Here is a 12,723-nt window from a genome sequence, read left to right as displayed (position 1 = left end):
GGTTGTATGCTGGTAGAAAACAAGGTGCTTGCAGAGTTTGCACAGCTGATTGAGGAGAAGAAGGCAAGGCCGTTTTCAGGGGCTTTAAAGACAGGGGTGGATCTGGGAACGGCGAACATTGTCATCGCCGTCACGGATTCAGACAACCGCCCCGTAGCCGGAGCAACAGCCCCTTCCCATGTGGTGAAGGACGGTATTGTCGTTGACTTTGTGGGGGCGATCCGGACAGTCAGGGAGCTGAAGGCAGAGCTGGAGGAGCGGCTGGGGACCAGCCTTGATGCGGCGGCCACGGCCATCCCGCCGGGGATCCTGTCAGGAAACGTCCGGTGCATCGCCAACGTGGTGGAGGGCGCGGGCTTTGAGGTGACGAATGTGATCGATGAGCCCACGGCGGCCGCCAGCGTGCTTGGGATTACCGACGGGGCTGTGGTGGACGTGGGCGGCGGAACCACGGGAATCAGCATCCTGAAGGACGGGAAGGTGATTTTCACCGCGGACGAGCCCACCGGGGGAAGCCACATGACGCTGGTGCTTGCCGGGTACTACGGGATCTCCATTGAGGAGGCGGAAACGCTTAAGAAAGATCCGCAGAAAGAGGCCGATGTGTTCCCCATTATCAAACCGGTGGTGAGCAAGATGGCTTCTATTGTGAAACGGTTCCTTGCCGGGTACGACACGGACAGGGTATATGTGGTAGGCGGCGCCTGCTGCTTTAAGGAGTTCGAGAGCGTATTCGAGAAGGAACTGGGGATCACAACCGTAAAGACAAACGACACCCTGCTGGTGACACCTTTGGGCATCGCTTGGAACAGCAGGACAGACGAATAAAAGAAGGTGCATAAAACATGGAAATGGATATGAAAGTAATTGAGCAGTTAGTTGCTCAGGCATTAAAGGAAATGAAGGCTGAGGAGCCGGCCGCGTTCGCTGAGAAAAAAGAGGAGAACTACGGCGTGTTCTCCACCATGGACGAGGCCATCGAGGCTTCTGAAAAGGCGCAGAAGGCTCTGCTGTTCTCCAAGATCCAGGATCGCCAGAAATACGTGGACATTATCCGCGCGGCGATCTTAAAGAGAGAGAATCTGGAACTGATTTCCAGGATGGCCGTGGAGGAGACGGAGATTGGAAAATATGAGCACAAGCTGATTAAGAACCGCCTGGCCGCCGAGAAAACTCCGGGTACCGAGGATTTGACTACAGAGGCCCAGACAGGGGATCACGGCCTGACTCTGGTAGAGTACTGTCCGTTCGGCGTAATCGGCGCCATCACTCCTACTACGAACCCGACAGAAACAATTATCTGCAACTCAATCTCTATGATTGCAGGCGGAAATACGGTTGTGTTCAGCCCTCATCCAAGGGCAAAGAAGGTTTCCCAGCTCCTTGTAAAGATGCTTAATAAGGCGCTGATGGAGGGAGGAGCTCCTGCCAACCTGATTACCATGGTGGAGGAGCCGTCCATTGAGAATACCAACAAGATGATTGAGCACCCGGGCGTGCGCCTTTTAGTAGCTACCGGCGGCCCGGCCATTGTAAAGAAAGTTCTCTCCTCCGGCAAGAAGGCTATCGGGGCAGGAGCAGGCAACCCGCCGGTCGTAGTTGACGAGACGGCCGACATCGAGAAGGCGGCCAGGGACATTGTGGACGGCTGCAGCTTTGACAACAACGTGCCCTGCATCGCCGAGAAAGAGGTGTTTGCCGTTGACTCTATCTGCGATTACCTGATCCAGAACATGAAGTTAAACGGGGCCTACGAGATCAGGGACGCGGAAACCATTGAAAGGCTGGACGCCCTGGTGACAAATGAGAAGGGCGGCCCCAAGACTTCCTTTGTAGGAAAGAGCGCGAAGTACATTCTTGACAAGATGGGCATCCCGGCTGACGACAGCGTAAAGGTGATTATTATGGAGGTGAGAAGGGATCATCATCTGGTGACAGAGGAGATGATGATGCCGATCCTTCCGATTGTGAGGGTGTCTGACGTTGACACGGCCATCGAGTACGCCCACGACGCGGAGCACGGCAACCGCCACACCGCTATGATGCACTCGAAGAATGTGGAGAAGTTAAGCAAGATGGCAAAGCTTCTGGAAACCACGATTTTTGTAAAGAACGCTCCGTCCTACGCAGGAATCGGAGCAGGGGGAGAGGGACATGCCACTTTCACCATTGCAGGTCCCACCGGGGAGGGACTGACCTCCGCCAGATCCTTCTGCCGGAAGCGCCGCTGCGTCATGTCCGACGCGTTCAGCATCCGCTAATTGACGCAAACAGAAACGCGAAGGAGTGAACACAGATGTCAAACGTATATATTAAGACAAAAATCCGTTCCGGCGAAACGGCCATGCAGTATCTGAATATCTACAAGAATAAGACAGTTTACATTGTCTGCGACAAGTTTATGGCTGAAAACGGAAGCGTGAAAAAAGTGGTGGAAGCCATTGACCCCAGCTGCCGGGTAGAGATTTTCGACCAGGCTATCCCGGATCCCACTACAGAGGTAGTGGGAAACGGATTAAATATGGGCGCGAAGGTAAAGCCGGACGTGGTAATCGCTTTCGGCGGCGGCTCTGCCATTGACACGGCCAAGGGGATTATCTGCTTTGGAATCAACGGCGGCCTGATGAAAAAGCCAGTTTTCGTCACCATCCCCACCACCAGCGGAACAGGCTCCGAGGTGACGAACGCGACGGTTATCACAGACGTGGAGAACAGGTCAAAGCACCTGATTGCCGACGACGAGCTTCTGGCGGACGTGGCGATTCTCGATCCGACGCTGACGCTCTCTGTTCCCCCGGCGGTGACAGCCAATACGGGGATGGATGTTCTCACCCACGCCCTGGAAGCGTATGTGGCCAGGGGAGCCAACGTATTTTCCGACGCTTTGTCTGAGAAAGCGGTGGAGCTTCTGTTAGACGCCCTTCTCATCTGCTATAAGGACGGGAAGAACCTGAAGGCCAGAAGCAGGATGCACGAGGCGTCTACTCTGGCCGGCATGGCCTTCAACACAGCGGGATTAGGAGCGAACCACAGCATTGCCCACCAGCTGGGCGGGGCCTTCCACATCCCTCACGGACTGGCCAACGCCATCCTGCTTTGCAGCGTTATTGATTACAACTGCGGGGACAGGGCGGTTCTGGACAAGTACGCGGCTCTTGTGTACAAGGTAAAGCTGGCCGGCCTTACGACGCCTCCGTCAAAAGCCGTGGAGATCTTAAAGGCAGTCATCAGAGCCATGATGGCGTCCATGGACATGGCGGACAGTGTGGGAAAGACGGGAATATCCAGGGATGACTATCTGGCGCAGCTTGACAATATGACAGAGAACGCCCTCCGGGATACCTGCCTGGGCTCCACACCCAGAGAAATCGGAGCGGAAGAAATCCGGCGCATACTTTTCGAGATCTATTAATCTGTCCCGGTCTGTGGTATAATTTTAGGGCGATAAACAGCGGCCCAATTCGTTGAATCATAGACACGGAAGGTAGATACTATGGAAGTTTTTCACCAGGATACTGGCTTTAAGGACTTTGAATTTGAAAATCATTCTTTCCTGGGCCCGTCTGCAGAGACGGGACGGGAGAATGAACTTGACATTATCCACCTGTTTGGAAAGGAGAAGCTGGAGAATATCCAGAAAAGCCTTTCCAAGGCTACCGGACTTGCGTTTGTCACGGTAGATTACAGAGGGGAACCGATTACAGAGAACACATTTTTTTCAAAATTCTGCCGTATGGCCAGAGAGGACGGACAGTTAAGCCTGCGCTGCAAGTCGTCGGATGCTTTTGGTTCCATCCAGGCGGCTGTCATGCAGAAGCCCAGCGTCTATTTTTGCCCCTGCGGTCTTTTGGAGGTGGCGATCCCCATTGTGGTGAGGGGGCATTACCTGGGAGGCTTTATTGGAGGACAGGTCAGGTGCAGCGATGCGCCGGAGGATATCAGCAGGCTGGAAAAGGTGATGACTCCGTCATCTCTGAGCGGGGTGATCGAGGGGTATAAGGAGCTCCTTGGCGAGATACCGGAGTATTCGTTTGAGAAATTTATGGACATTGTGAACCTGGTTTTCCTGGTGATCAACCAGCTCGGGGAGAACGAGGTCAATCTGCAGCTTCGGTGGGAACGGATGCAGCGGCAGGTGAAGAAGCTCTTTAACCTGAACCAGAAATATGTGGAGGAGAGCAATCAGAAGGATTTAAAGATCCTGGAGCTGGAGGCGTCTCTTGATCCCTACAGCATCCTGGACACCATGGTTTCCCTGGTGAACATGACGGTTATTGAAGATGCGCCGAAAACCGGGGAAATGATGAAGGTTTTTATCGACTATATGAAGTATTCCTTTATGGAAAAGGGCACGTTTGTCAGTGTGTCCCGGGAGCTTGAGAATGCGGAGCGGTATCTCTGCCTCCAGAAAATGAAGCTGGGCAGCCGGCTGGATTTTTCGGTTCAGGTTCCCAAAAACATGAATATGCAGAGAATTCCGTCGGATATCCTCCTACCCTTTGTTCAGAGCGCGGTTTACTATGGGGTGATGCTGAAGAAGGAGGGGGGAAGCGTCGCCGTCAGGGGCTATGTAAACGGCGGAAGGTGCGTGATTGAGGTAGAGGACAGCGGGCCCGGACTGAGCAAAGAGGAGCTTGAGATCAGCTTTGAAGCGTTCAGGGACAGGCACGAAGGATATTACATCAGCCGGGGAATGGATCACGCGCGGATGAAGATGAAGAAAATCTTCGGAGACAGCTATGAGATTATAATGGAGAACAAAAAGGGCAGGGGACGCAGGACGGTAATCTGCTGGCCCGAGCACTTCAGCGAAGGGGTGAATTAGCGGATGTATCGTGTTCTTCTGGCAGAAAATGATATTCTGGCCCAGGAAGCAATGAAAATCATGATTTCCAAGATAGAGGGATTTGAAGTTTCGGACGTTGCGGAGAGCGGCGAGGAAGCCGTCAGGCTGTGCCGGGAGGAACGCTATGAAGCGGTGTTTTTAAATGTCCTCCTGCCGGGCATTACCGGCATAGAGGCAGGGCGCATGATTCACCAGGCGTCGCCGGAGACGGCTGTGTACCTGATGACGGCCTACCCTTCCAGCATATCTTTTCAGGGGGAGCTTAAGGAGTGCTCCAGAGAAATTGTGGAAAAGCCGGTTTCTCTTTCGCATCTTAAGGATCTTCTGGGGAACCTGAGAACGGGCAATGAGGGCTCTGTACAGCCCTATCTGGAACGCCTTCTGGAGTTTATCAGGAATAAGGATTTTACCGGGATGTACAGGAACAACGGCCGGATTACCGCCGACATCTACCGGATCGTGGGAGACAGCGTGGAGGAGCTTGTCCGTGTTTTTTCCTTTGTGGGGCAGAGCCTTTTAAATATTACGGAGTTCTATGACGATGAGAACAAGGATGTCAGGTATCTGTTTCCCCTGAACGAGGGACTGATTCTGAACCGGATGACGACAGAGCTTTGGCTGTTCCGGGTGATGGACTATGTGTTCCGCAAAAACAGCGTCAACCGCTATCCTCTTCTTCACAGCGTGTTTCTGTATATTGAAAACAACATTAAAACAGATATCAGTCTGAATAAAATTATTGAGAACTGCGCCATCAGCCAGGGCTATCTGAGCCGCATTTTTAAGGAGCAGTTTCAGGTCAGCGTGATGGAATACCTGCATATGCGGAAAATCTGCCTGGCCAAGGGGTATTTTTACTTTACGGACGACAGTATCGCCGAGGTGGCGTTCAGGCTCGGATACAACGAGAGCAGCTACTTCAGCAAGGTGTTTAAAAAGTATGAAAATATGACTGTGAAACAGTATAAGAATACGGTGTCTAGGAATGAGAAGGGCTGACGGGGGTTCTTTTTGGGAGGAGAATTTCAATGATGGCATATATTGCCGAGTTTATCGGTACATTTTTACTTATTTTGCTGGGCGACGGGGTAGTCGCCAACGTAAACCTTAACAGGTCGGGTATGAAAGGCGGCGGTTCCATTCAGATCACCTTTGCCTGGGGCCTTGCGGTTATGGTTCCGGCGTTTATTTTCGGAGCGGCTTCCGGCGCCCATTTTAATCCGGCTTTAACCCTTGCCCTGGCTGTAGACGGAAGCATTGCCTGGGGCTTGGTTCCCGGTTATATTATCGCGCAGTTTGCAGGCGGCTTTTTGGGCGCCTGCGTGGTATATCTGATGTTCAAGGATCAGTTTGACGAGACGCCGGACGCCGGGACAAAGCTGGGCGTATTCTGCACAGGCCCCAGCATCCCGAATCTTCCCCGGAATTTATTCTGCGAGGCCGTTGCCACCTTTGTGCTGGTATTCGCAATCAAGGGCGTGGGCAACGTGGCGGGAGCTTCCGACGTGGGACTGAATAATTTCCTGGTATTTGGAATTATTGTTTCCATCGGTATGTCTTTAGGCGGCCTGACCGGATATGCGATCAACCCGGCCCGCGACCTTGCCCCCAGGTTCGCCCACTTTGTGCTCCCGATTAAGGGAAAGGGAGATTCCAACTGGGGCTACGCGGCTGTCCCGTTATTCGGGTCGATTATCGGAGCGGTTGCGGCTGTGCTTCTGTTTATGGTGCTTCCATGGTAGGAACTGTAAAATAGAGTAAAAGAAAAGCAAAAGTGCATTGCGGACGTGTTTTGGAGCCGGGAACTGATGCCGGAAAGATGACAGGATTTTATCTGTTTTGGCGATTCAGTTTCTGACACAGCGTCCGGGATGCACTTTTTTGATGCGCGCTTTCTGTCTGGCCTGCACCTGCCTATCAGACGGAAGGCGAGGGGACGGGAAAAGGGCTGCGCACCGCCGGAGGTTTTATGGGAACCGGCCTGTGAGAGGAACCGGGCGCCAAAAAGAGGCACAGGCGCGCAATTTCCTGGCGCGGCGGGACTCTATGTGGTAAAATAGCAGAAAACGGGGCGCTTTCAGGTAACTGGACGGATGAAGCGCCTGGCCGTCCGAAACCGGGACGGGGAGTTTGCTTTGTCAAAGAAAGGCAGCGGCTGAAATCGTAAAAGGAGATAGCGGGACTATGAGGAGAAAACCCATTTAACATCGAAACAGAACAGAAAATGGAAAACGGCAGGAGGGCAGGTTTCTGCTTCCAGACGGTTTGGCCGGTCTGCCCGGCGTTTAGTCTGGCTGCCAGGGCGCAGGACTGAAACCGCCAGGTGACTGGTTTACGGTGGGAAAATCTGCGGCGCCCGGGCGTTTTGCCTGCGCCCTTCTGTCTGGTTCATCAATGGAGGATGGAAAATGGGAATGAACTGCATATTGGATGACAGGCTGGCAAAGAGGGGAATCCGGCTGTTTTTAGCGGCCGCCTTTCTGGATTCTCTCTGCTTTTATGCGCCGGTTGCCAGCCTTTACCGCCTGGCCTGCGGAGTGAATCTGTTCCAGATTACGGTTATTGAGAGCTGCTTTTTTGCCGTAAGCCTTCTGCTGGAGATACCGTGGGGACTTTTGACAGACCGGATCGGCCCCTGGAAAACACTTTTGGCCGCCAGCGCGCTCAGACTGCTGGCGGGCGGTTTGTTTCTTGCGGCAGACGGCTTTTGGATGTTTCTTTTAGAGAGGTGCGTTCTGGCGGCGTCTGTCAGCGGCTTTTCCGGATGCGACACGGCCTTCCTCGGCTTCCTCGCAGGGAAAAGCCGGGAAAGACAGGCGCTGGGCTGGTACAATGCCGCCGCTTTCTGCGGCCTGACGGCGGTAGGAATTTTATTTCCGGCTGTTTCGCCTCTGGGATACCGGGCGCTGGCGGCGCTTACTGTTTTAGGCAACGGTCTTGCCCTGGCTGTCAGGCTGTTCCTCCCAAAGACAGGCGGACAGGAGGCGTGCGCCAGCGGCTCGCTTCGCGCGGGAGCCTCTGCCCTGATCCGGCTGTTTCGGGACAACAGGCCGCTGTTTTTCTTTGTAATGTGCGGGGCGGTGCTCTGTGAGGCGGAACATACTTTTACGGTGTTTTTCGGCCCGGCGGTCTGGAAAGAGGCCGGAGTGCCGGAAAGCTGGTACGGTATTCTGAATCTTTGCCTGTGCCTGTCGGGGGTGTCCGGGAGCCTTGCAAGCGCAGGGCTTTCGCGCGTCCGGGAAGGCGGGGGCTTTGCCGCCGCCGTGTTCTGGTGTCTTGCCCTGGCTTCGTCAGCCGGTTTGTGCCTGACGGGAGGGACAGCCTGGTGCATTGTGTTTCTGGCTGTTCTGCGGTTTGCGGCCCAGGGATATGTTCCGTGGGAGGAAACGCTGAAGCTGCGCCGCACAGACGCCCGCGGCCGGGCTGCCGCCCTTTCGGCTTATGAGATGGCTTCCTCTCTGGCCGGAGCGGCAGCGGGGCCTCTGATTGGCGCCGGAGCCCTTCTGGAAACAGGTTTGGGGACCGCTAAACGGGGAGGAGCGGCCGCAGCAGGGGACGTTTTTTTTGCAGGCGGAATGATTCTTCTGGCCGCCGCTCTGGCTGCCGCCTTTCTGCGGAGGAAAATCCGGCAGGAGGAAGGGACTGTAGTGAAAGATATGCGCTGAATGTAAGGAGCCCGCGCTTATACAGAAACTGTAAAGAACTCGATGCAATTTTGCTGCATCGGGTTCTTTTTCATTATTTCGCGCTGGCAGCTGCAGCGATCAATTAAAGCAGGAGATAAGTAACAGACATTTGCCGTTTAAACTCATTGACATATAATATTATATATCATATAATATGTAAAATACTATATAACGTATAATATTTAACGAGTTATAACATGAAACCGGAAACGGAATTATGAAGACTTTGAAGCATTTTATCCGTCTGTCCCGTTTCAGAATGCAGAGAGCTTTTTGGCATGGCTGCCAGGCAAAGCCGGAGAAAAACAGAAAAGGATGGTGATAGAAGATGGTATTTAATACAGGAGCAGCGCTTCTGGATGCGGTGGTGCTTGCGGTTGTGTCCGGGGAACCGGGAGGAACATACGGCTACAAAATCACCCAGGATGTGAAGCGGGCCATTGACATATCGGAGTCAACGCTTTATCCGGTTCTGCGTCGCCTTCAGAAAGAAAACTGTCTGGAGGTATATGATATGGCTATTGACGGGAGAAACAGGAGATATTACAGGATTACAGAGTCCGGCAGGGCTCAGCTGAATCTGTACCGGGGAGAGTGGAGCGTCTATTCCGGGAAAATTACAGAAATTCTGATGGAGGCGTAATGATGGACAGAAAAGAATTTTTAAGCAGACTGGAGACACTGCTTGCCGATATTTCTGAGGATGACAGGAATGATGCTCTGGATTATTACAGATGTTATCTGGACGAGGCAGGGGAAAATGAGGAGCAGGTTCTGGAGAAACTCGGAAGTCCGGAAGAACTGGCAGCGCTTATCCGTTCCGGTTTGAAGGAAGGAGCGGCTCAGGGCGGAGATTTTACAGACAGCGGCTATACGGAATATGGCTGTGGAAAGCAGAAATATGAAATTACAGGAGAAAGAGCAGGAAAAAAAGAAGAGAAGAACGGCGGGGAGACCTTTAAAAAGTCAGAAAAAGCAAGGGCAGAAAAAGAGAGAGATGATTATGTAAAAGGAAGCTATGCCGATGAAAGAAAAAAAGACAGGAAAATGACGGGGGGCAAGCTGGCCCTTTGCATAGTCGGAGTTATTATATTATGGCCCTTTGCCCTGGGACTGCTGGGTGTGGGTCTTGCAGGAATCGGCACTCTGGTGGGAGGGATTTTTTCCCTTATTCTGACGCTTGCAGGGCTTTTGCTGTCAGTAGGAGTGCTCACAGTAGGCCTTCTTCTCGGGGGAGCTGCGGTCTCTGTTCTGTCGTTAGCTGGAATTGCAGCACAGCCGGCCCTGGGCTTTTTGTTTTTGGGAATTGGTCTGTTTATGACGGGGGCGGGGCTTATCGTTCTTATCGCAGCAGTTTTGTTTTACGGAACCTTTCTGCCGTGGCTGTTTAAAAAGGGCAGAGAATGGATTGGTTCTCTGAAAAAACAGCAGAAAGGACGGCAGTCTGATAAGGAGGAAAGAGGATGAAACGCTGGATGAAAATTATACTGATTACGGGAGGAATTCTCTGCGCGCTGGGAATTGCCGTGTCCGGAGCAGCCGCCGCAGTGGGAGGGGCCAGACTGTCTCACAGGATGCTCCGTCCTTTGATAGAATTTGAGTGGGACGACGGCGAATATGACGGATGCGGGCCGCACCACAGAGGCAGAGACTGGGAATTTGATTTTGACCTGGACGGGGAATACGGCGGCTGGGAATTATAGAAAAACAGAAACAAAAAAGAGATTGGCAGTTTTGCAGGAATAGGTGCCTGCAAAAGGGGTATACTCCTACTGGATATTAAAAGAATAGAAGGAGGAACCTGCTATGGCACAGAAAAATAAGGAAAAGAAATCAGGATTCGATCCGGCGGATCTGAAGCCGGAAGAGCAGCTGAAGTTTGAGATTGCCAGGGAACTGGGACTGGATGACAAAGTAATCAACGGGGGCTGGAAGAGTCTTACGTCAAAGGAAAGCGGCAGAATCGGCGGCCTGATTACAAAGCGCAAACGGGAAATGCAAAAGGGACTATTGAAAGAACAGGTTTGATCGCATATAATGATAAGGCGTTAAAAAACAGACAGACACCAGAGAACTTCCGGCAGAAGAAGGGCAGAAGAATGCAGAAAACCACGAGAGACAAAAAAGAACTGAGAACGGGATTTACCACAGGAACCTGCGCCGCCGCTGCTTCCATGGCGGCTGCGCAGGCGCTTTTATGGGGAGAAAAGCCTCAAAGGGTTTCGCTGGAACTGCCTGGAAAAATCCATGCCTCTTTTCAGGTTCTGTGGCTGCGGGAAAGAAAAAGGCAGGAAGGAAGCTCTGCGCAGAAAGGGCATATGGAGACAGACTGTTTAGAAAGAGGAGAACTCTGCGCTGTCAGAAAAGATGCGGGAGACGATCCGGATGTGACAGATGGAGCCCTTGTTTGCGCCTTTGTTTCCCTGATTCCCCAGACCCTGCCCAAAGACGGAGTATACTGCGACTGCCGGGGAGAACGAAAGATTTACATAGCCGGGGGAAGAGGGATCGGCAGGGTAACAAAAAAGGGGCTGAAATGTCCCGTTGGATACCCTGCCATTAATCCTGTCCCCAGGATGATGATTGCAGACGCAGTGAGAAAAGCGGCAGAAAACTGCAGACAGAAACAGGATCTGTATGTGGAGATTTCTATTCCCGGGGGAGAGCGGCTGGCCGAAAAAACCTTTAACAGCCATCTGGGCATAGAAGGAGGGATCTCCGTCCTTGGAACCACGGGAATTGTAAATCCCATGAGCGAGGAAGCACTGAAGGAAACGATACGCCTGGATATACAGGTCCGGAAAGAAGAGGGAAGAACGCTTCTGGCCGTGGCCCCGGGAAACTACGGAGAAGCATTTTTAAGAGAGCAGATGGGACTTTCCATGGAATCCTTTGTCAGATGCAGTAATTTTGTGGGAGAAACCTTTGGCATGATGGCGGAGGCTGGAATTAAGGAGGTACTGTTTGCCGGCCACCTTGGCAAACTGATTAAGGTTGCCGGCGGGGTGATGAATACCCATTCAAAATACGGGGACAGAAGGATGGAAATTCTGTGGGACTGTCTGGAAGAGGCTTTGGATCTTCAAAGCAGAGAGACAGCGGAAAACTCTGTTTCGAAAGACGGAAAAGCAGAAAAGAAGCTGGCGTTCTGGGAGAATCCGGAACGTCTCAGAAAGACGGTTCTGTCCATGAATACGGCAGACGAGGCGGCGGAGTTTCTGAGAGAACAGGGGATTTTGGAACCTGTGATGAAAATAGTGACAGAGCGGATAAAAAACGTGCTGACAGAGCGGTTTGCAGTTTCCACAGAGGTGATTGTTTTTTCCGGCTCGGCCGGGATTCTGGGAATGACACAAGGGGCGCGGCAGACTGCTGAACGCCTGCGCAGGATGTTTCAGGAGGCGGCAGTGAAGAAAAACACGAATAAATAATCTGTCAGAACAGTTTAGTATAAAAAGACAGGAAGGACGGCAGCAGATGAAGAAAGGACGTTTATACGGTGTGGGAGTGGGTCCGGGAGATCCGGAACTTATGACACTGAAAGCAGTAAGGATTATCAGGGAGTGTCAGGTAGTTGCCATTCCTCACAGTGAAAAGGAAAAATGTGTGGCATACCGGATAGCAAGACAGGCAGTTCCGGAAATAGAGGAAAAACCCTGCCTGTTTCTGCCCATGCCCATGACGAAAGACCGGGAAATTCTCAAAAAGAGCCACCGGGAGGCTGCGGAGAAAACGGCGGGCTGTCTGGAAAAGGGAGAAAACGTAGCATTTATCACGCTGGGGGATTCCACTGTTTACTCCACCTGTCTCTATGTCCATGAGCAAATCAGAGCCATGGGATTTGAAACAGAGCTTGTAAACGGGGTCCCCTCTTTCTGCGCGGCGGCAGCGAAGTTTAACGGCCCTCTCGTAAACGGCTCCCAGGAACTTCACATTATTCCGGCTTCCTATCAGATAGAAGAGGCATTGAATCTTCCGGGAGTAAAGGTGCTTATGAAGGCAGGAAGGAAGATGGGACAGGTAAAGGAACTGCTGTCCGAAAAAAATCTGAAGGTGAAGATGGCGGAAAACTGCGGAATGCAGGGGGAACGGTGTTTTAGCTCGCTGGAGGAAATTCCCGAAGAGGCAGGGTATTATTCTCTGATTATTGCTTCTGATCGGTAAGCCGCGGGTTTGTACAGCGCGCAGAAG

General features: G+C 52.5%; 13 protein-coding genes. All 13 read left to right on the top strand.

All coding sequences use genetic code 11. The features are described from left to right. The first annotated feature begins 6 nt into the window (after positions 1-6). Positions 7-828: an ethanolamine utilization protein EutJ gene (gene eutJ / locus DW757_RS06970; RefSeq protein ID WP_015574069.1), complete on the top strand. Its 822-nt coding sequence runs from the start codon at positions 7-9 to the stop codon at positions 826-828. A gap of 17 nt (positions 829-845) precedes the next feature. Beyond that, positions 846-2,261 (top strand): aldehyde dehydrogenase family protein, encoded by a 1,416-nt coding sequence (locus DW757_RS06965; RefSeq protein WP_015574070.1) that lies wholly within the window; start codon positions 846-848, stop codon positions 2,259-2,261. A 35-nt stretch (positions 2,262-2,296) separates the two neighbouring features. Continuing rightward, positions 2,297-3,412, top strand: a complete 1,116-nt coding sequence (locus DW757_RS06960) for a 1-propanol dehydrogenase PduQ (protein WP_015574071.1) — start codon at positions 2,297-2,299, stop codon at positions 3,410-3,412. 81 nt (positions 3,413-3,493) lie between these two features. After that, a complete protein-coding gene (locus tag DW757_RS06955) occupies positions 3,494-4,825 on the top strand; it encodes a PocR ligand-binding domain-containing protein (protein ID WP_015574072.1) in 1,332 nt (443 codons plus the stop codon). A 3-nt stretch (positions 4,826-4,828) separates the two neighbouring features. Beyond that, on the top strand, positions 4,829-5,845 hold the full coding sequence (locus DW757_RS06950) for an AraC family transcriptional regulator (protein WP_015574073.1): 1,017 nt from the start codon (positions 4,829-4,831) through the stop codon (positions 5,843-5,845). A 29-nt stretch (positions 5,846-5,874) separates the two neighbouring features. Next, the gene (locus DW757_RS06945) at positions 5,875-6,588 is read left to right on the top strand and encodes an MIP/aquaporin family protein (RefSeq protein ID WP_118751345.1); all 714 of its coding nucleotides are present in this window, start codon (positions 5,875-5,877) and stop codon (positions 6,586-6,588) included. A 666-nt stretch (positions 6,589-7,254) separates the two neighbouring features. Beyond that, positions 7,255-8,511, top strand: coding sequence for an MFS transporter (locus tag DW757_RS06935; protein ID WP_243033468.1), 1,257 nt, complete (start codon positions 7,255-7,257; stop codon positions 8,509-8,511). 349 nt (positions 8,512-8,860) lie between these two features. Beyond that, positions 8,861-9,175, top strand: coding sequence for a PadR family transcriptional regulator (locus tag DW757_RS06930; RefSeq protein WP_015574077.1), 315 nt, complete (start codon positions 8,861-8,863; stop codon positions 9,173-9,175). Next, positions 9,175-9,999: a DUF1700 domain-containing protein gene (locus DW757_RS06925; RefSeq protein WP_015574078.1), complete on the top strand. Its 825-nt coding sequence runs from the start codon at positions 9,175-9,177 to the stop codon at positions 9,997-9,999. Before DW757_RS06930 ends, DW757_RS06925 begins: the two co-directional genes overlap by 1 nt. Next, entirely contained in the window at positions 9,996-10,235 is a 240-nt protein-coding gene (locus tag DW757_RS06920; RefSeq protein ID WP_015574079.1) for a hypothetical protein, read from the top strand. The genes DW757_RS06925 and DW757_RS06920 overlap by 4 nt, the downstream gene beginning before the upstream one ends. A 103-nt stretch (positions 10,236-10,338) precedes the next feature. Continuing rightward, a complete protein-coding gene (locus DW757_RS06915; protein WP_118751342.1) occupies positions 10,339-10,560 on the top strand; it encodes a small, acid-soluble spore protein, alpha/beta type in 222 nt (73 codons plus the stop codon). 71 nt (positions 10,561-10,631) lie between these two features. Continuing rightward, entirely contained in the window at positions 10,632-11,963 is a 1,332-nt protein-coding gene (cbiD, locus tag DW757_RS06910; RefSeq protein ID WP_118751368.1) for a cobalt-precorrin-5B (C(1))-methyltransferase CbiD, read from the top strand. A gap of 46 nt (positions 11,964-12,009) precedes the next feature. Continuing rightward, a complete protein-coding gene (gene cobI / locus DW757_RS06905; protein ID WP_015574081.1) occupies positions 12,010-12,696 on the top strand; it encodes a precorrin-2 C(20)-methyltransferase in 687 nt (228 codons plus the stop codon). The last annotated feature ends 27 nt before the right edge of the window (positions 12,697-12,723 follow it).

It is taken from the genome of Clostridium sp. AM29-11AC (assembly GCF_003480545.1).
GTDB classification, from domain to species: domain Bacteria; phylum Bacillota; class Clostridia; order Lachnospirales; family Lachnospiraceae; genus Otoolea; species Otoolea saccharolyticum_A.
Note: the sequence above shows the minus strand (reverse complement) of the source record. Positions and strands in the feature narration are given on the sequence as shown.

Bases quoted from the DNA above. Each gene is read 5' to 3' on its own strand.
- DW757_RS06920 (WP_015574079.1), top strand. From the start codon at position 9,996: ATGAAACGCTGGATGAAAATTATACTGATTACGGGAGGAATTCTCTGC.
- eutJ (WP_015574069.1), top strand. From the start codon at position 7: ATGCTGGTAGAAAACAAGGTGCTTGCAGAGTTTGCACAGCTGATTGAG.
- DW757_RS06915 (WP_118751342.1), top strand. From the start codon at position 10,339: ATGGCACAGAAAAATAAGGAAAAGAAATCAGGATTCGATCCGGCGGAT.
- cobI (WP_015574081.1), top strand. From the start codon at position 12,010: ATGAAGAAAGGACGTTTATACGGTGTGGGAGTGGGTCCGGGAGATCCG.
- cbiD (WP_118751368.1), top strand. From the start codon at position 10,632: ATGCAGAAAACCACGAGAGACAAAAAAGAACTGAGAACGGGATTTACC.
- DW757_RS06925 (WP_015574078.1), top strand. From the start codon at position 9,175: ATGATGGACAGAAAAGAATTTTTAAGCAGACTGGAGACACTGCTTGCC.
- DW757_RS06935 (WP_243033468.1), top strand. From the start codon at position 7,255: ATGGGAATGAACTGCATATTGGATGACAGGCTGGCAAAGAGGGGAATC.
- DW757_RS06960 (WP_015574071.1), top strand. From the start codon at position 2,297: ATGTCAAACGTATATATTAAGACAAAAATCCGTTCCGGCGAAACGGCC.
- DW757_RS06930 (WP_015574077.1), top strand. From the start codon at position 8,861: ATGGTATTTAATACAGGAGCAGCGCTTCTGGATGCGGTGGTGCTTGCG.
- DW757_RS06965 (WP_015574070.1), top strand. From the start codon at position 846: ATGGAAATGGATATGAAAGTAATTGAGCAGTTAGTTGCTCAGGCATTA.
- DW757_RS06945 (WP_118751345.1), top strand. From the start codon at position 5,875: ATGATGGCATATATTGCCGAGTTTATCGGTACATTTTTACTTATTTTG.
- DW757_RS06950 (WP_015574073.1), top strand. From the start codon at position 4,829: ATGTATCGTGTTCTTCTGGCAGAAAATGATATTCTGGCCCAGGAAGCA.
- DW757_RS06955 (WP_015574072.1), top strand. From the start codon at position 3,494: ATGGAAGTTTTTCACCAGGATACTGGCTTTAAGGACTTTGAATTTGAA.